Below are 19129 nucleotides of genomic sequence, written 5' to 3'. Positions count from 1 at the left end.
CGCACGAACAGAAGTGTTCGTTGCGCTCTGTCTCCGACTCGTGGTTGCAATCACCAACTACGAGCGAGGAAACGACCCGGGCTGCGAAAAGCTATGAGATGGATTCTATGACACGCTCAGTCCAACTTTTCCCAACCCTATCACGGATGCCGCGATTAAAATGACGAAGATAGGTGAAGTGAAAATCTGACGCGTGTTCGACTACGGGACGAACTCAGCGATTGACGAGTTTTCCCCACCAGGTTCGACGGTCGGCGGCCCAGCGATAGAGGGGTTCGCGAACCCGGGCTCGGGTGGCGTCGGGCAGAAGGCGAAATAGTTCGACAGCAGCACGTTCCGGCGAGTCGAGTCGTGAGATGACTTCCTCCGTCGCCGCACCACAGGAGAACACGCGGTCGTCGGTGAGGAGGTGAACACACTGTTCGAACTGCGGTGGAAGGCGGGCACGCTGGTCGGGCGTGAGCTCGGAGAAACCAACGAGTTCGAAGTCGCCGTGGGCGTCGGCGTACTCCGCCGACCACGTACAGAATCCACAGTCGTCGTCGTAGACGAGTCGTGGCGGGGCCATAACGAACGAAGGTCCCTCGTCCAGATAGTAATTCCGGACGACTCGGCGTTTATACTGGTTTTAACGAGCATTCCACTCACAATCAGTCGGAACGCATACCGTATTTATCAGAAAACGAACGTCTTACCGAGGCTTTATTTACCTAGTGGTATATAAATTACCCATGCGCCGTAGAAGATTTCTGACGGCGTCCGGAGCTGCATTCGCCGGGGGGGCCTTGGCGGGATGTACCGGTTCCGGGCCGGAAGACAGCGGGAATGGGGATCGAACGACAACGAAGCAGACGACGGGGGCTGACGGGACGACTACGGAGAATGACTCCGGTAGTGGGGGCACAACGAGTGAGGAGGGTGGTTTCACCCTCGTCTCGTCCAATGTGCCCAAGCAGGTCACCATGGGCGAGGAGTTCACGCTCGAACTCACCATCGAGAACCGGGGCAGTAGCCCTGCCGCGTTCGAATCGGCGATTCGAGTCGAAGGAAGCGGTGGCAGTTCCCAGCAGTCCGGGAGCATCCAGACGAACGAAATCGCACCAGGGAAGACGACGACGTGGAAGACGAACCTCTCCTATCCCTACGTCGGGCAGGTCGCGTACCGAATCGAAGCGTTAGACAAGACGTTCACGGTCGACGTCGTCGGCGAACGTCTGTCCGTCGGCGAGACATACCTCAGTCCGACGGAAGTGGCGGTCACGGTTCGAAACGTCACCCTGACCGACCGGTATCAGTACGTCCGAGAGAGTGGCCGGAAGGTGGACGTGACCGCCAGCAACGGCCGCCAGTGGGCCTTCGTCACGCTGCGCGCAGAAAATCAGTTCCGGATGGGTCAGGCACTTCCGAAGCGAGACAGTTTCCACCTGCTCGTCGGGGACCGAGCGCAAGCGCCTACCGAGATAGCGAAGAAAAACGGTCAGTACAAGCTAGAACAGTTCGGAAAGCGGAAGGTCGAGCCAGGCGGAAGCAACAGCGGCTGGATAGCCTACGAGATCTCCGCCGACCGCTCTGCGAGCGACCTCGCCGTCGAGTGGAAAGGAAACGACGGCACCGGTTCGTGGACTGCACAGTGGCGGCCGTAGCCACTGTCAGTTAGTTCCAGGGGGCTTCGTCCGGGTCGACGAGGCGTCGTTCGCGGTCGATGGCGTCGATTTCGGCCACGTCCTCGGCGTCGAGTTGAGGGACCGAGAGATTCTCTCGGAGATGCGTCTCCCCCGTGGACTTTGGAATCGGGACGACGTTCGGTTTCTGCTGGAGCCACGCCAGACTGACCTGTGCCGGTGTCGCGCCGTGTTTCGCGGCAACCGTCTGCAGTTCTGGTACGTCGCCAGCGTCACCTTGCATGATAGGGGCGTAGGCGACGAGCGTGAGGTCGTGTACGTCGGCGTACGACTGGAGGTCGTCCTGCTGGAGAAGGGGATGCATCTCGACCTGGTTGGCGACGAGTGGTGCGTCGAGAATCTCGCGTGCTTCGTCCAGCAGGTCGGGCGTGAAGTTGCTCACTGCCACGTTGCGGGCTTTGCCAGCCTCGTAGAGTCGGTCGAAGGCGGGGAGCGTGTCCGATGCGTCGTAAGCGCGCATGGGCCAGTGAACGTAGAGGAGGTCGACGTACTCGACGCCGAGCCGGTCGAGGCTCTCGTCGGTGGTTTCGAGCACGTCGTCGTATGCGAGGTTGTCCGGCAGGACTTTCGTGGCGAGGAAGACGTCCTCTCGCGAAATGTCAGCGCGAGCAATGCCATCTCCGACCGCGGCTTCGTTCTCGTACATCTGTGCGGTATCGACGTGTCGATAACCCAGTTCGAGCGCGGTCTCGACCGTCTCGGCGCACTGCTCGGGGTCGCTATTACCCGAGGTGCCGAGTCCGGGTGACGGTATTTCTCTCATGACACCGTCGAGGAGCGGAGGGACGAAAAAAGTCAGTGTCGCGGAAGACGAGAATGGATCGGGGTGCGCATCAAGCCTCACATTGCACTCGTCCACGTCGTTTGCAGTCGAAACGTGGGGGTACAAGGTCAGCCCCGGATTCGCAGTCACCACCGAATCTTTCGTTATGGATTCGTAGTTGAAAAGTTCATTATAAGAGTCGTTTCCGGACGGAGGGTTCTGGTTTGTGGACCGTTCACGAACCCCCTCATTTCAGGTGGAGAAGTTATCGAGAGGTTTTCCCTAGAGTTGTATTTCGTGTGCAGAATGGTTTCCGCGGGGCGAGGGGACAGTTTCCGGTGGAACCGTCGACCGAGCCAAGGACCGACGTCGGTACTCGTCAGTGGCTTTCCGAACGTGGTGACATCGTCGGGGGAGTCTCCCACTCGCTTCCGAAAACTCAGTCGAATCGTCCCGTCTGGGCCCCACACTCCAGACAGCGTGTCAGGAGGGCGTCTTTGCTCTCTGCCATCTCGATGGTGTTCGGGGTCCGCTCCCCACAATCTGAACACTCGCGGCGCATCTCCACCACTTCGCTCTTTTGGGGTGCACCGAGCGCCAGGGCGACCACGCGCTCGTCACCCTCGTTCACACCCTGCTGGAACTCGCCGGGGGCGAACCGAACCACCTCGCCCGCTCCGACCGTGATGTTCCCCTCTTCCGTTTCGAACGTCACCGACCCGGATTGGATGTAGAATATCTCCTCTTGTGTCTTGTGTGCGTGGTATCCAAAGGCGAAACTCTCGCCCGGCGCGAGTTCGTAGTAGTTGACGGCCAGATTTTCGGCTCCGAGCGGGTCAGAGAGTTCCCGTCGCACGTCGGCAGGACTCATCCGTGACTCGATAGCTTCGATGGTGACTTTCTCCATGCGGGGGTCTCCGCAACGGGATGCCGTAAAACCTGGCGCTGACAACAAACTGGTATTTAAATTCTTTGTTTGTCGAAAATCGAGAAACCGTATCTCCAGGCCGCTTCTATGTGTTTTTAGCCCGACCTAAAAAATTCACGCGACACAAAGCTTTAAGTTCGGGACAGGGATTTAAGTATACCATCCTCGTTGGTAGAGGCAGGTGGACGACTTATGGCTATTGACCCACAATTCACTGACAACCGCGAGAAAGTTGACGAGCACGACGGCCACGACGTCTGGGGGCCGGTAGACGAACCCGAGAAACTCGGCATCCACGGCACGCACGTCGCGGTGGACTTCGACATCTGCATCGCCGACGGTGCCTGTCTCGAAGACTGCCCCGTCGACGTGTTCGAGTGGGTAGACTCCCCGGGACATCCCGAGAGCGAAGAGAAAGCAGATCCGGCCAACGAAGCCCAGTGCATCGACTGCATGCTCTGTGTCGACGTCTGTCCGGTCGACGCGATCGACGTTGACGCTGGCCGCGTCTGAGAACCAGCAACGAAAAAATCATCTTCGTTTCTCCTCGAACTTTTATATATTTCCATTCCTATGTAGTGGTATGCATCCCTCTTCCCTCCAACGACGACCCTCCAGGTGGTGGCTATGAGTCCCGAGACGGAGCGAAACGACGACGTGCTCGACCTCGACTTCGGCGAAACTGAGGTGCCGTTCGAGCCGAAGGGCGTCCTCGGTACCGATCACGAAGGGGAGGTGCTCACCGCGTTTACCGTCGCTGGCGGCGGTGCAGCACTGGTACTCTCGTCCGAACCCTCCTCCACCACGCGTCCGACGCAAGTCCATCGGGACGAGCTCACGCCGACGCTCGAAACGGGACTCGCCTACCTCTTTCGCGACGGCGTCCAGACGGTTCGCGTTCGGACTGACCCGGACTCCGTCGTGGACTCGCTCTCCGCACTCGGAGACGGCGCACTCTTTCGGCACGAAAACGTGACGTTTACCGCGAAACGCGAAGATTAGTCGGGTCGCTCGACGTCCAGTTCTTGTCGAAGTGACGCTAACGCCTCGGACTCTGCGAGCTCTTCGAATTGCTCGCCGAAGTGAGTGTCGCAGAGACCAACCCGTACGCCACCCAGTTCGGGTGCGAACTCCGCTTCCCTGTCGCAGTAGTGACACCGCATGTCATGTGCTTCGGTCTCCATCGAATTGAACCCTGCGTTCAGGTGTTCACCGCGCTCCGGAAGTGTCGGTACTCCGCTTTCGATAGCCCCGCCTGTCCCAGTTCGTCTTCGTGTGCGTCGCTCCCGCCGGTCGGCACGAGTCCGTGGTCGGCAATCGCCCGCTCTATCGGCCGCGAGTCGACGTCGTATCCGTAGGGGTAGTATCGTTCGACTGCGTCGAGTTCGCTCGTCAGCGAGAGCGCCGCGTTCGGGTCGTCGTACCGAAACGGGTGGGCCAACCCGACCAGTCCGCTCGCATCGGAGAGCAGTTCGACGCCGCGTTCGAAACTCGGCACGTCACGGGGTACGTAACACGGTTTCTCGGAACCGATGAGGTCGGCGAACGCACCTCCGAAATCGTACTCCGTTCCCGGATGGTCGTCGATGGCCCGAGCGACGTGGGGTCGGCCGAATCCCTCCCGTGATTCGACGTCGAGGTCGATTCCGAGTTCGTCTTCGACGCAGTCGATGATGGCCTGGCCGCGTTCGATTCGGTCGGCTTGGAGACGTCCCAGTTCGTCCGCGAGTTCGGGCGTCGGATAGACGCCATAGCCGAGCAGGTCGACGTGCTGGCCGTCGGGTGCTTCCACCCGGAGTTCGATGCCGTGGACGACGGAGATGCCCTTTAGAACCGTCACGGGCGTTGGGAGGTCGGGATGTAAGCGGTCGTGGTCAGTGATAGCGACGACCGACACGCCCGCGGACCGGGCGGCGGCGGGAACGTCCTCCAGCTCCATCGACCCATCCGAGTTGGTCGTGTGGACGTGGAGATCCGCGAAAACACTCATTGTTCCCGTTGTGGCGGGGGGGAAGCAAGGGAGTTGTGGTCCAGCGCGGTCCGGGGGTGTGACTATACCCCATTAATATACCTTATATTCATCCCCCTCCCTAGGCGACAATGTTTATAATGAACTTTGCTGTTCGATTAATCGTAATGACTCTCAAAGAGGCAGACGAGTTGCTCGACGCACACCAGTATCCGGCAGACACCGAGCAGCTAATCGCCGCCCACGGTGACTACGTCATCGACCTCCCGAACGGTACAGAAGCGTTCGCCGACGTGTTTGAACGCATCGAAAACGAGACGTACGAATCGGCACAACAGGCACGGGAAGCAATGTACTGTGCGCTCAGTCACAAAGCCGTCGGCCGACGCCACTACAGCGACCGCGACCCGACGACGATGGGAACGTTCGGCCCCGAACAGGTGTCGTTCTAGACCCACTCGACGGAGGAATTCAACGACAGCGGCACCGACCCTTTCTTGTACGCTTCGACGTCCCCGGAGGGACGAGCACGGAAGACGACTGCTGGCCGATGGCGGACGCCGGGCTTTTCGCCGACGATCGCCGACCACTCGTCGTCCCGGAAGCTAGAACAGTCTACGAACAGCACAGCGCCACCGCCGTGTTCGCGCAACTGGCCAGTCGATTTCGTCGCCGCCGTCTCGCGCAGTGCGGCCACGGGCGTGTCCGCAGACCTGCGTGTGGGCGGTAGCGGGCGCGTGACTTCGACGAGGGGTGCCTGTCCACCACTGGTGGGGTTGGCGCGGAAATCGAGCGAGTGGCCGGTCGTCACCTCGATTTCGGGTTCGACGTCGTAGCCGGCGTCGGTCAACAGTTTGGCGACGGTGAACTCGCTCATCGTAGAACTCATCCGAGTCTCGTCGACGTACTGGCTGGTGCCGAGTTTGGAGGCCATCGTGTAGCGATAGTCGTCCAGTGCACCAGTTCGAAGGAATCGCTCGTAGAACGACAGCGCCTCCTCGCGTGTCGCGTCCGGAAATCCAGCGGCGTGTTCGCGGAAGAACGACCGTGACGTTTCCCTGCCGTCCTTGGAAAAGAGCACAGGCAGGAAGAACCACGAGAGATAATCGTACTCGGCCAACCACGGAGACTCGACGGTGAGGTCGGCGAGCAGTTCCCGCTGGCCCCAGCGCGCGACTGAGTAGGGAACTTCGTCGAAGGTGTACTTCGTCGTGCGCCAGAGGGCTGGTGGCGTCTCGGTGTTGCCGAGCCAGAACGCTCGGTCGTCGTCCCACGCAAACAATGCGATGTCGCCGTTGTCCATCTCGAACCGGACGGCGTCGAAACCGTTTGGTTCGACGTAGTGAGGTGACACCGACCGTGCACCGAGATTCGAATCGAGGTGCGCGTACAACTGGTCGGTGATGCGGTCATCGTCCCACCGCTCCGTAGAGCGGCGAAAGCGGAGCGGGCTTGCCACGAGGAACTGTAGTCACCGTGGGCGTTTACGTGTTGTGTACTCACGGGGGGAGTTTCCGTGTCGTGTATTCACAGGGTGCGTCTCCGTGTCGTGTTCCCGGTCTCTTCTCTGTCTGAAAATTATCCAGTCTGTAAGAATGGTGTGAATATCCGTTACATTAATAACCTGCTATCGCCTATCATGGGTGTGGTTGTCATGTCAATGGGTGCCTATGACGAAGAAGAGCACGAGCGCCGTGAGCGAAAAAACAGTACCGTGGACGCGAGTTTCGACGACGAGCGGTCGGATTATCACGGGACTGTAGAGTACGACTCTGGCGACTCGGCGGAAGATCTGCTCAAGCAGTTCGAAGAGATAAAATCGAAGTAGAGCAGTCGTTTTCCGCCGGTGCTCACCAGCGGTGGGTGGGCGGTGCACCGTGGCCGTCTTCGACTCGTCTCGCTACCGACGGGTTCGGTTCGTCGTCCGTCATCGTCTCCCACTCGGCGATTGCGCGGCCAGCCCACGAGTCCGCCTCTAACGCTCGTTTTCGGACCGCATCGTAGGTTTCGCGGTTGGTGCCGGTCGTTCCGGGGCGGCCCGCGATTGCGGCAGCGACGAATCGAGCACGGTCCTCGTCGGTCAACTCGTCTGCGAGCAGTCGGTCGACGACGCCTTCTAAGTCGTCGGGGTCGGGATAGACGAAGACTTTCTCTCCGATAGCCTGTGGCCCGAGTAGCAGTCCAGAGAGGGCGCGCGGCGGTTCGCCGTCGAGCAGACGCTCGCCGCCGAAGGCTTCTTCGACGCGTTCACACTCGGTCTGCTGGCCGAGTTTGAGGTTGTGGCCCGGATACTCCGCACACTCCATCGGATACACGTCCTCGTCGTGTATCCGGCACCGGAGCGTCCGTGGGTCGAGAAAGACGCACGTCGGGAGCCACACCGGGGAGATGGCGTCGGCGTCGGAACCGTCCGATTCGTCGGTTCCGAAGGGGGCGACCGGTTTCGGCGGCTTGCGAAGTCCGAGGAAGAAGGCGGGCTTTCCCTCGATGGCCGCCAGTTTCACCCCGTCGACCACCACGCCCGACTCGTCCGCCCAGAGTCGTGGCGTCAGCGCGTCAGCGAGTCCGGCGTCGAGGAACGCCTGTGCGTCGCCACGCGTCAGCGGGACGAGATTGTAGGAGTCGTCCAGCGGCGTGCGAGGCCCTCGTCGCTCGTGGTCCGAAACCGTCGGTGCGATCGCGCGCCAGTCGATACAGCAACCAGCACACCCCTCGCAGTTGACCTCCATGACAGTGGAGCTACGAGACATCATGACATAAACCGCCCGGCAGGAACTATACGTCCTCGCCGACGACGAGGCGTATGGACGACAGCGTGCGCGTTTGGCTGGTCGAACGAACCTACTCCGACGACGAACAGAACCTCATCATCCTCGTCTACGCCACACCCGACGGGAGACGCTATTTCAGAAAAGAGCGCGCACTCCCGAGTTTCACCGGCGCTGCTCGCCCGACGCTAGCCGCACTCGACGTGTCGCCGGACCAGTTGGGTGCGGTAGACGACGACGCGACGCGAGAGCGATACGCGACCGAGGCCCGTCGGATGGCCGACGAACACGACCCCGACGACGAGATATAACGCTGATAGTTTTATTATATATAATCATACATTTATTAATACATAATTCCAAATGATAGAATTTAATAACCTATATTCTAATATATCCGTTATAAGATGATGCGAGGACGAACATTCCTGTCCGGGCTCGCAACAGCCACCGCGACCAGTTCGGTAACAGCGAAGCGAAGGGACGACCTCAGACGACCGACCGTGACGCGGTCTCTTCTTTCACTTCTGGTTCGATGTACACCTTTTTGATGTGCTCGTTGACGTCGAACATCTCGTTTTCGATGTCGGTGATTCGGTCGTCTATCTCGCCCGTATCGAGCGCCGGGTCGAACGCCACGTCGGCGGTGACGATGAGACGGTCCGGGCCGAAGTAGACGGTGCGGAAGTCGATGATCTCGGTCACGCCGTCCCATCGGTCGAGCATCGCGCGGAGTTTGTCCTCTTCGTCTTCGGGGAGACTCTCACCGAGCAGGAGTCGCTTGTTCTCCCACGCCAGCGCGACGGCAAAACCCATCAGCATGAGTCCGATGAGCAGGGCCGAAATCGCGTCGTACATCGGATTGCCCGTCCAGCGCGAAAGGAAGATGCCGAAGAGTGCGATGCCCGCACCGCCGAGGGCGATGGTGTCCTCAGTGAGCGCCGTCAGGGTCGTCACGTCGCTGGTCTTGTGGAACGCCTCCCCGAATCCACTCCACTCACGGCGGTCGATTTCGAGTTTCATCGCCGTGTATGCTTTCTTGAACGCGTAGCTCTCGAACAGAATCGCGCCGACGAGCACGGCGTAGTTCACGAAGACGGGGTCGAACGTCTGCCCGAGCAGGGTGACCGATTCACCACTGCCGACTGCGTGGGGGTGCATCAGGGCTTCATAGCCGTGTTTCGCGCTCTCCCACCCGGCGATACCGAAGAGCAAGACGCTCACGAGAAAACTGTAGAAAAACTGTGCCTTGCCGTAGCCGAAAGGGTGGCCTCGGGTCGGTTCGCGCTGCCCGTAGCGGATTCCGATGAGGAGAAACACCTGATTGCCGGTGTCCGAGATGGAGTGATACGTCTCCGAGAGCATCGCCGCACTCCCGGTGAGGAGGAACCCGGCGAACTTCAATACAGCAATCGCCCCGTTGGCGACGAGGGCGGCTATCACGACGGACTTGCTACTCGCCATCGTTCGACTAGCGTTCGGGAGGTGCCAAAATCCTTGCGACGCAATCAAAACCCTTCGGCTGGTAGCATCGGCCATGATAACGCTCGTCTCCGACACTCACAGCACGACCGGACACGAACTCTCGGGGCGAACCGCCGATGCAGTCCGAAACGCCGACCTCGTCGTTCATGCGGGGGACTTCACGACCGAGACCGCCCTCGATGCCTTCGAACGCGTGAGTTCTTGTCTACTCGCGGTTCACGGGAACAACGCGACCCCGGCGGTCCGCGAGCGCCTCCCGGCGGTACGCACCTTCGAGGAGAACGACGTTCGATTCGCGCTCACCCACCGACGAGACGGCGGGAGCACGGGACTTGAACTGTTCGGTCGCGAGCGAGAGGCGGACGTGGTCGTCTACGGGCACTCACACCGGCATCTCGCACGTAGGGCCGGGGCGGTGACGCTGGTCAATCCGGGGAGCTACGCTCGTCCACGGGGAAATCGACCGACGCACGTCGAACTCGAACCGGAGGACGGCGGCTTCACTGGGGGAATTTACACACAGAACGGGGAACTCGTCGAAGAGTTCCGCGTTGGAGGGCTGGAAAGCCAATGATGTTTGGCGGAGGGCCGAAGCAAGGCGGCACCAGTTACTCGTAGGAGCGAGAATATGATATACGCTTGGTAAGCTCAAAAATCCATTTTAGTCATCGGTCGGCTCGGAAATACCACCAGACGGCACCGAGCGTGAGGACGAGTGCACCCCCGGCGAAAAAGAGGAGTCCCGGCGGAACTGTCGCTACAGCGTCAGTAGCGGCCTGCGACGCGTCCGAAGACTGCGCCGACAATCCCACCTGTCCACCCGAATCGGTGTTCGTCGAGGAACCGCCGAGGCCGAACAACCCTTCCGTGACGACGTACTGGACCGCGGCACTCACGACGCCGAGCACGATGCCCACGCCGAGCACCCGTGAGAGGGCGTCTTTGAGGCCGGTCGTCTGCTCTTCGCGGCCCGCAAAGAGGATGAGCGGGCCGTCACTCGGTGCGTACACCTTCATCTCGCGGCCCTTCTCCGAATAGATGGTATCGATGGGAGAGATGAGGTCGGCGTCCTCGAGTTTCCCGAGGTGGTACTGTGCGTTCTGGAGCGAGGTGTCTACTCGGTCGCTGAGTTCGGACGCCGTCGCGGGGTCCTCGTGGAGCGCAGAGAGAAGACTCCGCGCCGTGTCCGACGAGAGCGCCCCGAGCAGGTCGTCGGCGTCGTCGCTGTCGACGCCGAGCACCCTCGGGGAACCACCCGTCGGCGCTTCGACGTCTGAACTGGAGGGCAAGAGGTCTGCCATAGCAGAGCTATACGACTACTCATCAATCAAGTTTGTCACTAGCACGGCGAAACGAATTTGGTTCGTGAACTGATAGGCAGAGTATGGAACCACTCGGCCTCATCGGAGATCTCCTGAGCGACCCCGTGTTCATCGGCGTTCTCGTCGCTTTGCTCGCGTTCGTCTTCTTCGTCTACCTGTTTATCCGCCGCACGCTTACTGGATTCAAAGAAGGCGTGCAGAAAGGACAGCGATAACGGAGTTTTCTACGACGTTTCTTCCAGACTCTCGACGAGTCGTGACTGAAACACGGCGGTTATCGGGACCAGGAGAAACCAGGTGAGGATGGCCAGCCTCGGGTCGAAGACCGCGACGACCATCGAGAGGAGAAACACCAGCGGTGAAGCGAGGAATCTGGCCCCCTGAAGCAAGATGGTTCGCGACGTGAGCCCTTCCTCCAAGAGATCTCTCCGCGAGGCGTAGCCCCACAGGAGCGTGAGACTGAATCCAGTGAGTGCCAACACACCCGCATAAAACACGATACCGAACCGATTCGGATAGCTGCTGAACACGTTCGTTCCGTACGGTACGAACGCGACCATTAGAAGAAAGAGGAGATTCAACCAGAGCACTCCCTTATCGTGGTGTTTGATGTGAATGAAGACGCGACGGTGGAGTACCCAGTACAGCCCGACGACCAGAAAGCTCAGCACGTAGCCGAAGAACTCGCTCCACTGTTCTACGATACGCTCGGCGAGAACCGACCCAGAACTGCCTGCTGGGACTGTCGGAACCGTGATTTCTAGCACCAACAGCGTGATCGCAATCGCGATCACGCCGTCGCTCAGCGCCAGGAGTCTGTCCGTATCTTCCGATTCTCGACGAAACCGAGGTGCCATGTCATCCACTACGGATTTACTCGACAATGATACTTACCGTCCGATAGCGGGGGCACAGTCGGGGCACTCTCGAACGCGAACGACCGGTTCTCAGAGCGCGTTTCGAATCCCGTCTGCGGCCGCTTTCACGTCGTCTCGGTCGGCATTCCAGTGCGTACAGAACCGGGCGACGTGCGTGTCGAACTGCGTTCCGAGAACGCCCTGGTCTTCACAGGCTTCGAGGAACTCGTCTGCGGCGAGTCCCGACCCTTCGGTGTTCACGAGGACGATGTTCGTCTCCGGGGGTTGGACCGAGAGTCCGTCGACGTCGGCCAGTTCTTCGGCGAGGACGCGAGCGTTGTCGTGGTCGTCGGCGAGACGGGAGACGTTCTCGAGCGCCAGTAGCCCTGGTCCGGCCAGCACACCGACCTGTCGCATCCCACCGCCGAACAGTTTGCGCGTGCGGCGCGCATGCGAGACGAACTCTTCACTCCCGGCCAACATCGATCCGACGGGTGCGCCGAGCCCCTTCGAGAGACAGAACATCACGGAATCGACTTCCTCCGTGAATCGCGCTGGCGGCACGTCGTGTGCGACGGCGGCGTTGCACACTCGCGCACCATCAAGGTGAACGGGCACGTCGAGGTTGTGGGCCGCCTCCGTCGCGGCGTCGATCTTCTCGGGGTCGATAGCGACGCCGCCCTTGCTGTTGTGCGTGTTTTCGAGGGTCAATAGACCGGTTCCGGGTCGGTGAGCGTCTTCTTCGACGTACCCCTCTCGTACCTGGTCGGGCGTCGGCACCCCTCTTGCGCCACCGTCGAGCGTTCGAACTTGGAGAGCGGCGTGTTGTGCGAGGCCACCGAGTTCCCACTTGTACACGTGGCTCTCGCGTTCGACGAGCACCTCCTGTCCGCGCTCTGTGTGGACGCGGGCGGCAATTTGGTTGCCCATCGTCCCGGTCGGGACGTAGAGGGCGGCTTCCATTCCCATCAACTCGGCGGCGCGAGCCTCCAGTTCGTTCACCGTCGGGTCCTCGCCGTACACGTCGTCGCCGACGTCGGCGTCGCGGGCGGCCTCGCGCATCTCGTCGCTCGGTTTCGTCACCGTGTCGCTCCGAAGGTCTATCATGTACGATGCGTCGTTCCCCTGGTGCAAATAGCCGACGTTCCCGGCGAGGCGCGGGGGCGTCCGGACCCAGGTTCCGATTTCGGCGACGGAAGACGGATGAAAGAATCGACGGAGATGGGAGAAAGCGACGCACGATTCTCGCGTCGAGTGCATCGTTTCTCTCCGTGATGGAATGTGTCGACCGATTCATACGCCGCTCTCGTCTGCATATCCCGCTCTAGATGGCGTATCGAAAGCGGTTTCCGCCATCCACGAAATCCATCACCATGGACTCTCGAATCAGGGAACACGCGGAGATCGTCGTCGACCACTCGCTCGACGTCGAGCGAGGCGACGCGGTGGTCGTTCGCGCGCCAACGCCCGCAGACGACCTCGCAGTCGCACTCTCCGAACTGCTCGGTGAACGCGGCGCGTTCCCCCTCGTCACTGCTGGCCGACGAGACCGAAAACAGGCTGCCTTCCTCGGTGCAATCGACCCGAGCGACGTCGAAACGCCCGACCACGAGCGTGCCCTGTTCGAAGCCGCAGACGCCATCGTTCACGTCCGAGCCTACGAGAACGCCTCGGATATGAGCGACGTGGACGCGGAGACGCACGCGGCGTACAACCAGGCGTACCAACCGGTCCAGCAGGAAATCCTCTCGAAACCGTGGTGTCTCACCCAGCACCCCTCGCCCGGGAGCGCGCAACTCGCGGAGATGAGCACGTCGACCTACGAGGAGTTCGTCTACGGCGCGATGAACAAAGACTGGGACGAACAGCGCGAGTTCCAGGAGCAGATGGTCGAAATCCTCGATGCCGCAGACGAGGTCCGCATCGTCTCGGGCGACACCACCGACCTCCGCATGTCCGTCACGGACATGAAGACCATCAACGACTACGGCAAGAACAACCTGCCCGGCGGCGAGGTGTTCACCGCACCCGTCCCCGATTCGGTCGAGGGCGAGGTGCTGTTCGACAAACCCCTCGTCCACCAGGGCCACATCGTAGAAGACGTCTGGCTGGAATTCGAAGCGGGCGAGGTCGTCGATTTCAGCGCCAGAAAGAACGAGGACGTACTCGCGGGCGTCCTCGACACCGACGAGGGCGCTCGCAGATTGGGCGAACTCGGCATCGGGATGAACCGCGACATCGACCAGTTTTCCTACAACATGCTGTTCGACGAGAAGATGGGCGACACCGTCCACCTCGCCGTCGGCATGGCCTACGACATCTGCGTTCCCGACGACCGAGAGCCGAACGAGAGTGCGGTCCACGTCGACATGATCGTCGATATGAGCGAGGACTCGTTCATCGAAGTGGACGGCGAAGTCGTCCAACGCGACGGGACGTTCCGATTCGAGGATGGATTCGAAGCGTAGTACGGTGGTAACAGGAAACGAGACCGAGAAAACACGCAGCAAAGAGACCCACGATGCTATTTTTCTCATCGATACCGTCCTATCTCGTGTGATTTTAAGTGTCTGTGATAGCATACCATCGCACGTGCCGAAGGTATCCTGCCCCGACTGCCGACGGAACATCGCGTTCCACGAACTCGAAACCAACACGGTGGCCCAATCGGACGGATTCTCGACGAGCTACCGCTGTCCGTTCTGTCGGAACACGATAGAGAACGTCGCCGAACTGTTGTAATCCGCTACCGGAACAGGTTCCACAGCCGCCCGAGCATCCGTGACAGTACCCGTGCTCGCAGTCGCTGACCGTCTATTCGTCGCCGGTCACCCAGTACGTCGTGTTCCTCGCGCGCCCAGTCGAGCGTGGCGAGCGAGTACGCGTACTGGGAATCGTCGCTCATACGTCGGGCGAGTAATGGCGCGTTGAAAATCGTTTCGCCTTCGACGTCGACGGTAACGTGACGTTTCGAACTCAGGTTCGGCGGGGTCGGAGTCTCGGGGCGGTGCGAGGGACGTCCGGAACTCGCCGTCGCCGAAGTTTTTACCGGATGGCGAACAATCCCCGGACGATGGCAGAGGTGAGCGCGGACGAGAACCCGTACGTCGAAGACCCACAGACCGAGTTCGAGCCGGTCGAAACGCTGCGCGAGGACGAGGCGCGCGAACAGGCCGAACTGCTCCGGGCGGCGATTCGTCATCACGATTACCGTTACTACGTCGAGAACGACCCCATCGTCGCCGACCGAACGTACGACGCCCTCTTCACGCGTCTCCAGGAACTCGAAGCGACCTTCGACATCCAGACGGAGGACAGTCCGACCCGCCGAGTCGGTGGCGAACCGCTGGAGGAACTCGGCACGGTCGACCACGTCGTCCCGATGCTCTCGCTCGATTCCAGTGGCGACGCCGAGGACGTGCGTGCGTTCGACGACCGAGTCCGAAGAGCAGTCGGCGACGTTGAGTACGTCTGTGATCCGAAGTTCGACGGGCTATCGCTCGAAGTCGTCTACGAAGACGGCGAGTACGTCCGGGCCGCCACGCGAGGAGACGGCGAGACGGGCGAGGACGTGACCGAGAACGTCCGCACCATCGCCAGCATCCCCCACCACCTTCGGGGCGACTATCCGGACTTTCTCGCGGTTCGCGGAGAGGTACACATGCCACGGGACGCCTTCGACGAGTTCAACCGCGAGCGAGTCGAGCGGGGCGAAGACCCCTTCGCGAACCCGCGGAACGCCGCCGCCGGGTCGCTCCGCCAACTCGACCCCTCGGTGACCGCAGAGCGCCCGCTCGACTGTTTCTTCTACGACGTGCTGGACGCCAGCGAGGAGTTTGAATCCCACTGGGAGGAGTACGAAACCCTCCCGAAGTACGGTCTGCAGGTGACCGACCGAACCGAACTCGTCGCCGACATCGAGGACGCCATCGATTACCGCGACCAGATGATGGCCGAGCGAGCGGAACTGGACTACGAAATCGACGGCATCGTCGTCAAGGTCGACGACTGGGCGAAATGCGAGGAACTCGGAACGACCGCCCGCTTCTATCGCTGGGCCTACGCGTACAAGTTCCCCGCGCGCTCGGAGGTGACGAAGATAACCGACGTCATCGTACAGGTCGGTCGAACGGGGCGACTCACACCCGTCGCACTCCTCGAACCGGTCGACGTCGGCGGCGTCACCGTCTCGCGCGCAAGCCTCCACAACCCCGAGGAGATCGCCGAGAAGAACGTCAACGTCGGTGACGAGGTGCGCGTCGAACGCGCGGGCGACGTGATTCCGTACGTCGACGAAGTGACCGAAAAGCACGCCGACGGCCACTACGAATTCCCCGACCACTGCCCCGTCTGTGACAGTCCGGTCGAACGCGACGGACCTATCGCGTTCTGTACGGGCGGACTGGCCTGTGACGCCCAACTACGCCGCGCCGTCGCATACTACGCCAGCGACGACGGACTCGACATCGAGGGATTGGGTGAAGAGCGCGTCGAGCAACTCGTCGACGCCGGTATCCTCGAGACGCTCCCCGACCTCTACGAACTCGACCGGGGCGACCTGCTCGAACTGGAGGGGTGGGGCGAGAAGAGTGCCGAGAACCTCCTCGCCGAAATCGAAGCGTCGAGACGGCCCGCCCTCGACGACTTCGTCTCGGCCATCGGGATTCCACGGGTCGGCACCGAGACGGCCCGCGAGTTGGCCCGCGAGTTCGGGACGTTCGAAGCAATAATGGACGCCAGCCGTGACGAACTCGAATCGGTCCCCGACATCGGGCCGACCGTCGCCGGACAGATTCGGGAGTTCTTCGACTCCGAGCAGAACCGCGAGGTCATCGCGGAACTGCTGACCCACGTCGAACCCGAACGAGAAGAGAGGAAGGGCGGCGACGAACTCGCCGGACTCACCTTCGTGTTCACCGGGTCGCTCTCACGACCGCGTTCCGACGTCGCCGACCTCGTCGAGAGCCACGGCGCGAACGCGACGGGGAGCGTTTCGGGGAACACCGACTACCTCGTCGTCGGTGAGAATCCGGGGCAGACGAAGCGCGACGACGCCGACGACGAGGGCGTGCCGGTGGTAGACGAAGACCAGTTCTGGAGCCTGCTGGAAGAGAAAGGCGTCGAAACGTAGCGGTCGGAAAGCCTAGAGGTCGGCCCTGTCGAACACCAGATAGCCGATTGCGACGGGGATGAGCAACCAGAGCGAAAACTGCGCGACCACGACGGCGTCGGAGAGGTAGAACGGGGTCGTCCCCATCTGCTGTTGGATGACCGGGGCCAATCGACCTGCACCGTACAGCCGAGCCGCCAACGTGGATTCTGCGTACAGCGCCTGTACCAGCGTCTCGTAGGCTCGAACCGGGTTGAAGAACTTGATGAACAGTCCGTACTTCACCAGCTCTATCGTCTCCCACTGGAGCGAGAGTTCGTCGTTCACGACGAGCAAGAGCCGTCTCACACTCCGCCAGAGAATCGTAAACAGCACGTACAGTCCGACAGAGCCGACCATCGCCCGACGGTTCGTGGACGCCGCCGCGGAAATCCCGACCGCGAGACTGACGAACGTCACGGCGAGTGCAACGGTCAGGAGCCCGAACAGGAGATAGCTCACCAGCTTGATGGCGACGCCGTAGGCGACGAGCACGGCGGCGGCGGCGACGAGTCCGAGGAATATCGGAACGGCGACGACGCCGCTCCGACCGACCGTCTTCCCGACGATGACGTCCTGTCGGGAGTGCGGGAGCGACAGGAGGAGCTTTATCGTACCGGACTCCCGTTCGCCGACGATAGCACTGTAGGCCACGACGACGGCGATGAGCGGGACGAGGAGTGCGACGACCCTGTTTCCGAGGGCGGCGATGAACGCGTCGGAACTGACCGACGGGTTCGACCCGGCAACGTCGGAGCCGACGAAGTACGCGCTTCCGACGAACAGTCCGACGAAAATCGCCGACAGCACCCACAGCCACCGCGAGCGAAGTGAATCGCGGAAATCCTTTCGCGCGACGGCCTGCCACGTCATGCTGTGGCCTCCGGTTCGGTGTAGGCCACGAAGAGGTCTTCCAGCGACGCCTCCTCGGCTTCGAAGTCGTCGACGTCTGCGCCCGCGTTCTCCAGCGTGGTGATGACGGTCGGCTTGACGCCGGAGTCGCAGATGACGTACAGCGTCTCCCCGTCCCTGTTCACGTCCGAGACGCCCTCGATGTCGCGCACCTGTTCGAGTGCGCCGGGCGGAAGCGAGGTCGTCTCGACCCGAAGCGTCGTGTCGCCGCCGGCGGTGGCGCGCAAGCCTTCGATGGTGTCTTCGGCGACGAGTTCCCCGTCACGAAGAATGCCGACGCGGTCGCAGACGGCTTCGACCTGCCCGAGGATGTGGCTCGAGAAGAACACGGTTGCACCACGGTCGCGTTCCTCGCGGACGATTTCGCGCATCTCGCGTGCCCCGTTCGGGTCGAGGCCGGTCGACGGTTCGTCCAGGATGAGCAGGTCCGGTTCGCCGACGAGCGCCATTGCGAGCGCGAGGCGCTGAGCCATCCCTTTCGAATACTCGCCCGCCTTTCTGTCTGCGTCGTCTAACAGGCCGACCCGTTCGAGGAGGACGTCGGGGTCGTCTTCCGTCTCCTTCGATTCGATGGCGAACTCGACGTGCTGTCTGCCCGTCAGTCGGTCGTACACCGAAAAGCCCTCCGGGAGGACGCCGGTTCGCTCGCGCACGGCGACGCTTTCGGCCTGTGCGTCGTGGCCGAGCACGGAAACCGTACCGTGCGTCGGACGAATGAAATCGAGGACGAGATTGATGGTCGTCGATTTGCCCGCGCCGTTCGGCCCGAGAAAGCCGAACACCTCTCCCTCCTCCACTTCGAGCGAGAGGTCGTTGACGGCGGTGACATCACCGTACCGCTTGGTCACCCCGTCGAATCGAATAGCGGTCATAGTTTTCGGTTACGCCAACGGATACAAAACACTACTGTTCCATGTCACACGGTGTCGTCCGGTTCGTGTTTCTTCGCCATACGCGCTGCCTCCGCCGAATATCTTCGTCGAGTTTCGTCGTCTTCGACGGTCGAAAGTCTGGCAGAATCGACTTCGATTGCTGCGGTCGTCTCGCCGCCGAGTCGTCCTGCCCGCTCTTTCTGGAGATATTCGTCACCGTCTGGAGTGGCGTACACCAGCGTCAACAGGTCGCGGTCGGAGTACGTTCGTTCGACCAACCAGACACGAAAGTCGTTCGCGTCCTCACTAGCATCGCTCTCGCTGTCTACGTCGTCCACGTCGGTCATGGACGGTCGTTCGTGAGTCACATGTTTGTATCTGGCGAGGATAGTAAGCCGCAACATTATTTATCTCAGTCACCG

At 61.2% G+C, this 19129-nt stretch carries 26 protein-coding genes; 11 read left to right on the top strand and 15 right to left on the bottom strand.

The window, feature by feature from the left end; translation table 11 throughout:
* Nucleotides 1-214 precede the first annotated feature (214 nt).
* Nucleotides 215-568, bottom strand: coding sequence for a thiol-disulfide oxidoreductase DCC family protein (locus ACR3FF_RS15140; RefSeq protein ID WP_458188919.1), 354 nt, complete (start codon nt 566-568; stop codon nt 215-217).
* A gap of 163 nt (nt 569-731) precedes the next feature.
* Between ACR3FF_RS15140 and ACR3FF_RS15135 the strand changes: the two genes are divergently transcribed.
* On the top strand, nt 732-1643 hold the full coding sequence (locus tag ACR3FF_RS15135; RefSeq protein ID WP_458188918.1) for a twin-arginine translocation signal domain-containing protein: 912 nt from the start codon (nt 732-734) through the stop codon (nt 1641-1643).
* 10 nt (nt 1644-1653) lie between these two features.
* On the opposite strand, the gene ACR3FF_RS15130 is transcribed toward ACR3FF_RS15135, so the two are convergent.
* Together ACR3FF_RS15130 and ACR3FF_RS15125 are read right to left on the bottom strand one after the other, a co-directional pair.
* Nucleotides 1654-2445 carry an aldo/keto reductase gene (locus ACR3FF_RS15130; protein WP_458188917.1) on the bottom strand — a complete coding sequence of 264 codons (792 nt, stop codon included), beginning with the start codon at nt 2443-2445 and terminating at the stop codon, nt 1654-1656.
* 439 nt (nt 2446-2884) lie between these two features.
* Nucleotides 2885-3352, bottom strand: a complete 468-nt coding sequence (locus ACR3FF_RS15125) for a cupin domain-containing protein (RefSeq protein WP_458188916.1) — start codon at nt 3350-3352, stop codon at nt 2885-2887.
* Between the two features lie 213 nt (nt 3353-3565).
* Between ACR3FF_RS15125 and ACR3FF_RS15120 the strand changes: the two genes are divergently transcribed.
* Together ACR3FF_RS15120 and ACR3FF_RS15115 are read left to right on the top strand one after the other, a co-directional pair.
* A complete protein-coding gene (locus ACR3FF_RS15120; RefSeq protein ID WP_458188915.1) occupies nt 3566-3886 on the top strand; it encodes a 4Fe-4S dicluster domain-containing protein in 321 nt (106 codons plus the stop codon).
* A 114-nt stretch (nt 3887-4000) separates the two neighbouring features.
* On the top strand, nt 4001-4375 hold the full coding sequence (locus ACR3FF_RS15115) for a hypothetical protein (RefSeq protein ID WP_458188914.1): 375 nt from the start codon (nt 4001-4003) through the stop codon (nt 4373-4375).
* Here ACR3FF_RS15115 and ACR3FF_RS15110 read toward each other — a convergent pair.
* Together ACR3FF_RS15110 and ACR3FF_RS15105 are read right to left on the bottom strand one after the other, a co-directional pair.
* On the bottom strand, nt 4372-4557 hold the full coding sequence (locus ACR3FF_RS15110) for a DUF6757 family protein (RefSeq protein ID WP_458188912.1): 186 nt from the start codon (nt 4555-4557) through the stop codon (nt 4372-4374). The genes ACR3FF_RS15115 and ACR3FF_RS15110 overlap by 4 nt on opposite strands.
* 17 nt (nt 4558-4574) lie before the next feature.
* Nucleotides 4575-5363 (bottom strand): PHP domain-containing protein, encoded by a 789-nt coding sequence (locus ACR3FF_RS15105; protein ID WP_458188911.1) that lies wholly within the window; start codon nt 5361-5363, stop codon nt 4575-4577.
* Nucleotides 5364-5509: 146 nt separating this feature from the next.
* Here ACR3FF_RS15105 and ACR3FF_RS15100 point away from each other — a divergent pair, with 146 nt between their 5' ends.
* Nucleotides 5510-5794, top strand: a complete 285-nt coding sequence (locus tag ACR3FF_RS15100) for a DUF5789 family protein (protein WP_458188910.1) — start codon at nt 5510-5512, stop codon at nt 5792-5794.
* Here ACR3FF_RS15100 and ACR3FF_RS15095 read toward each other — a convergent pair.
* The gene (locus ACR3FF_RS15095) at nt 5791-6801 is read right to left on the bottom strand and encodes a DUF5784 family protein (RefSeq protein ID WP_458188909.1); all 1011 of its coding nucleotides are present in this window, start codon (nt 6799-6801) and stop codon (nt 5791-5793) included. The genes ACR3FF_RS15100 and ACR3FF_RS15095 overlap by 4 nt on opposite strands.
* 195 nt (nt 6802-6996) lie before the next feature.
* On the opposite strand from ACR3FF_RS15095, the gene ACR3FF_RS15090 reads away from it, so the two are divergent.
* Nucleotides 6997-7170 carry a DUF5786 family protein gene (locus tag ACR3FF_RS15090; RefSeq protein WP_458188908.1) on the top strand — a complete coding sequence of 58 codons (174 nt, stop codon included), beginning with the start codon at nt 6997-6999 and terminating at the stop codon, nt 7168-7170.
* 22 nt (nt 7171-7192) lie between these two features.
* On the opposite strand, the gene ACR3FF_RS15085 is transcribed toward ACR3FF_RS15090, so the two are convergent.
* A complete protein-coding gene (locus tag ACR3FF_RS15085) occupies nt 7193-8071 on the bottom strand; it encodes a YkgJ family cysteine cluster protein (RefSeq protein ID WP_458188907.1) in 879 nt (292 codons plus the stop codon).
* 74 nt (nt 8072-8145) lie between these two features.
* On the opposite strand from ACR3FF_RS15085, the gene ACR3FF_RS15080 reads away from it, so the two are divergent.
* Nucleotides 8146-8421, top strand: coding sequence for a DUF7967 family protein (locus tag ACR3FF_RS15080; protein WP_458188906.1), 276 nt, complete (start codon nt 8146-8148; stop codon nt 8419-8421).
* A 178-nt stretch (nt 8422-8599) separates the two neighbouring features.
* On the opposite strand, the gene ACR3FF_RS15075 is transcribed toward ACR3FF_RS15080, so the two are convergent.
* Nucleotides 8600-9574 (bottom strand): cation diffusion facilitator family transporter, encoded by a 975-nt coding sequence (locus ACR3FF_RS15075; RefSeq protein ID WP_458188905.1) that lies wholly within the window; start codon nt 9572-9574, stop codon nt 8600-8602.
* Between the two features lie 73 nt (nt 9575-9647).
* Between ACR3FF_RS15075 and ACR3FF_RS15070 the strand changes: the two genes are divergently transcribed.
* Nucleotides 9648-10169: a metallophosphoesterase gene (locus ACR3FF_RS15070; protein ID WP_458188904.1), complete on the top strand. Its 522-nt coding sequence runs from the start codon at nt 9648-9650 to the stop codon at nt 10167-10169.
* Between the two features lie 91 nt (nt 10170-10260).
* On the opposite strand, the gene ACR3FF_RS15065 is transcribed toward ACR3FF_RS15070, so the two are convergent.
* Nucleotides 10261-10896, bottom strand: a complete 636-nt coding sequence (locus tag ACR3FF_RS15065; RefSeq protein WP_458188903.1) for an ArsR/SmtB family transcription factor — start codon at nt 10894-10896, stop codon at nt 10261-10263.
* Between the two features lie 83 nt (nt 10897-10979).
* On the opposite strand from ACR3FF_RS15065, the gene ACR3FF_RS15060 reads away from it, so the two are divergent.
* On the top strand, nt 10980-11132 hold the full coding sequence (locus ACR3FF_RS15060; protein ID WP_458188902.1) for a DUF7859 family protein: 153 nt from the start codon (nt 10980-10982) through the stop codon (nt 11130-11132).
* Between the two features lie 9 nt (nt 11133-11141).
* On the opposite strand, the gene ACR3FF_RS15055 is transcribed toward ACR3FF_RS15060, so the two are convergent.
* Both ACR3FF_RS15055 and ACR3FF_RS15050 read right to left on the bottom strand, forming a co-directional pair.
* Nucleotides 11142-11774: a TMEM175 family protein gene (locus ACR3FF_RS15055; protein ID WP_458188901.1), complete on the bottom strand. Its 633-nt coding sequence runs from the start codon at nt 11772-11774 to the stop codon at nt 11142-11144.
* Between the two features lie 90 nt (nt 11775-11864).
* Entirely contained in the window at nt 11865-12881 is a 1017-nt protein-coding gene (locus ACR3FF_RS15050) for a threonine aldolase family protein (protein WP_458188921.1), read from the bottom strand.
* A 266-nt stretch (nt 12882-13147) separates the two neighbouring features.
* On the opposite strand from ACR3FF_RS15050, the gene ACR3FF_RS15045 reads away from it, so the two are divergent.
* Both ACR3FF_RS15045 and ACR3FF_RS15040 read left to right on the top strand, forming a co-directional pair.
* On the top strand, nt 13148-14242 hold the full coding sequence (locus tag ACR3FF_RS15045; protein ID WP_458188900.1) for an aminopeptidase: 1095 nt from the start codon (nt 13148-13150) through the stop codon (nt 14240-14242).
* A 124-nt stretch (nt 14243-14366) separates the two neighbouring features.
* On the top strand, nt 14367-14516 hold the full coding sequence (locus ACR3FF_RS15040) for a hypothetical protein (protein ID WP_458188899.1): 150 nt from the start codon (nt 14367-14369) through the stop codon (nt 14514-14516).
* Between the two features lie 4 nt (nt 14517-14520).
* Here the strand turns inward: ACR3FF_RS15040 and ACR3FF_RS15035 are convergent, their stop codons facing one another.
* Complete coding sequence (locus tag ACR3FF_RS15035; protein ID WP_458188898.1) at nt 14521-14679, bottom strand: hypothetical protein; 159 nt, start codon at nt 14677-14679, stop codon at nt 14521-14523.
* Nucleotides 14680-14847: 168 nt separating this feature from the next.
* On the opposite strand from ACR3FF_RS15035, the gene ligA reads away from it, so the two are divergent.
* On the top strand, nt 14848-16905 hold the full coding sequence (gene ligA, locus ACR3FF_RS15030; protein ID WP_458188897.1) for an NAD-dependent DNA ligase LigA: 2058 nt from the start codon (nt 14848-14850) through the stop codon (nt 16903-16905).
* 12 nt (nt 16906-16917) lie between these two features.
* On the opposite strand, the gene ACR3FF_RS15025 is transcribed toward ligA, so the two are convergent.
* The 3 genes from ACR3FF_RS15025 to ACR3FF_RS15015 are packed head-to-tail and all read right to left on the bottom strand — an operon-like array spanning nt 16918 to nt 19054.
* Nucleotides 16918-17796, bottom strand: coding sequence for an ABC transporter permease (locus tag ACR3FF_RS15025; RefSeq protein WP_458188896.1), 879 nt, complete (start codon nt 17794-17796; stop codon nt 16918-16920).
* Nucleotides 17793-18707, bottom strand: a complete 915-nt coding sequence (locus tag ACR3FF_RS15020; protein ID WP_458188895.1) for an ABC transporter ATP-binding protein — start codon at nt 18705-18707, stop codon at nt 17793-17795. The genes ACR3FF_RS15025 and ACR3FF_RS15020 overlap by 4 nt, the downstream gene beginning before the upstream one ends.
* A 44-nt stretch (nt 18708-18751) precedes the next feature.
* Nucleotides 18752-19054 (bottom strand): DUF7967 family protein, encoded by a 303-nt coding sequence (locus ACR3FF_RS15015; RefSeq protein WP_458188894.1) that lies wholly within the window; start codon nt 19052-19054, stop codon nt 18752-18754.
* Nucleotides 19055-19129 lie beyond the last annotated feature (75 nt).

It is taken from the genome of Haladaptatus ordinarius (assembly GCF_054177595.1).
Note: the sequence above shows the minus strand (reverse complement) of the source record. Positions and strands in the feature narration are given on the sequence as shown.

What these genes read in the sequence shown, in the direction of transcription:
- ACR3FF_RS15115 (WP_458188914.1), top strand. Translation starts at nt 4,001, where the DNA reads ATGAGTCCCGAGACGGAGCGAAACGACGACGTGCTCGACCTCGACTTC.
- ACR3FF_RS15060 (WP_458188902.1), top strand. Translation starts at nt 10,980, where the DNA reads ATGGAACCACTCGGCCTCATCGGAGATCTCCTGAGCGACCCCGTGTTC.
- ACR3FF_RS15025 (WP_458188896.1), bottom strand. Translation starts at nt 17,796, where the DNA reads ATGACGTGGCAGGCCGTCGCGCGAAAGGATTTCCGCGATTCACTTCGC.
- ACR3FF_RS15105 (WP_458188911.1), bottom strand. Translation starts at nt 5,363, where the DNA reads ATGAGTGTTTTCGCGGATCTCCACGTCCACACGACCAACTCGGATGGG.
- ACR3FF_RS15120 (WP_458188915.1), top strand. Translation starts at nt 3,566, where the DNA reads ATGGCTATTGACCCACAATTCACTGACAACCGCGAGAAAGTTGACGAG.
- ACR3FF_RS15035 (WP_458188898.1), bottom strand. Translation starts at nt 14,679, where the DNA reads ATGAGCGACGATTCCCAGTACGCGTACTCGCTCGCCACGCTCGACTGG.
- ACR3FF_RS15050 (WP_458188921.1), bottom strand. Translation starts at nt 12,881, where the DNA reads ATGATAGACCTTCGGAGCGACACGGTGACGAAACCGAGCGACGAGATG.
- ACR3FF_RS15045 (WP_458188900.1), top strand. Translation starts at nt 13,148, where the DNA reads ATGGACTCTCGAATCAGGGAACACGCGGAGATCGTCGTCGACCACTCG.
- ACR3FF_RS15140 (WP_458188919.1), bottom strand. Translation starts at nt 568, where the DNA reads ATGGCCCCGCCACGACTCGTCTACGACGACGACTGTGGATTCTGTACG.
- ACR3FF_RS15100 (WP_458188910.1), top strand. Translation starts at nt 5,510, where the DNA reads ATGACTCTCAAAGAGGCAGACGAGTTGCTCGACGCACACCAGTATCCG.
- ACR3FF_RS15125 (WP_458188916.1), bottom strand. Translation starts at nt 3,352, where the DNA reads ATGGAGAAAGTCACCATCGAAGCTATCGAGTCACGGATGAGTCCTGCC.
- ACR3FF_RS15135 (WP_458188918.1), top strand. Translation starts at nt 732, where the DNA reads ATGCGCCGTAGAAGATTTCTGACGGCGTCCGGAGCTGCATTCGCCGGG.
- ACR3FF_RS15055 (WP_458188901.1), bottom strand. Translation starts at nt 11,774, where the DNA reads ATGGCACCTCGGTTTCGTCGAGAATCGGAAGATACGGACAGACTCCTG.
- ACR3FF_RS15015 (WP_458188894.1), bottom strand. Translation starts at nt 19,054, where the DNA reads ATGACCGACGTGGACGACGTAGACAGCGAGAGCGATGCTAGTGAGGAC.
- ACR3FF_RS15065 (WP_458188903.1), bottom strand. Translation starts at nt 10,896, where the DNA reads ATGGCAGACCTCTTGCCCTCCAGTTCAGACGTCGAAGCGCCGACGGGT.
- ACR3FF_RS15110 (WP_458188912.1), bottom strand. Translation starts at nt 4,557, where the DNA reads ATGGAGACCGAAGCACATGACATGCGGTGTCACTACTGCGACAGGGAA.
- ACR3FF_RS15075 (WP_458188905.1), bottom strand. Translation starts at nt 9,574, where the DNA reads ATGGCGAGTAGCAAGTCCGTCGTGATAGCCGCCCTCGTCGCCAACGGG.
- ACR3FF_RS15020 (WP_458188895.1), bottom strand. Translation starts at nt 18,707, where the DNA reads ATGACCGCTATTCGATTCGACGGGGTGACCAAGCGGTACGGTGATGTC.
- ACR3FF_RS15130 (WP_458188917.1), bottom strand. Translation starts at nt 2,445, where the DNA reads ATGAGAGAAATACCGTCACCCGGACTCGGCACCTCGGGTAATAGCGAC.
- ACR3FF_RS15080 (WP_458188906.1), top strand. Translation starts at nt 8,146, where the DNA reads ATGGACGACAGCGTGCGCGTTTGGCTGGTCGAACGAACCTACTCCGAC.
- ACR3FF_RS15085 (WP_458188907.1), bottom strand. Translation starts at nt 8,071, where the DNA reads ATGGAGGTCAACTGCGAGGGGTGTGCTGGTTGCTGTATCGACTGGCGC.
- ligA (WP_458188897.1), top strand. Translation starts at nt 14,848, where the DNA reads ATGGCAGAGGTGAGCGCGGACGAGAACCCGTACGTCGAAGACCCACAG.
- ACR3FF_RS15070 (WP_458188904.1), top strand. Translation starts at nt 9,648, where the DNA reads ATGATAACGCTCGTCTCCGACACTCACAGCACGACCGGACACGAACTC.
- ACR3FF_RS15090 (WP_458188908.1), top strand. Translation starts at nt 6,997, where the DNA reads ATGTCAATGGGTGCCTATGACGAAGAAGAGCACGAGCGCCGTGAGCGA.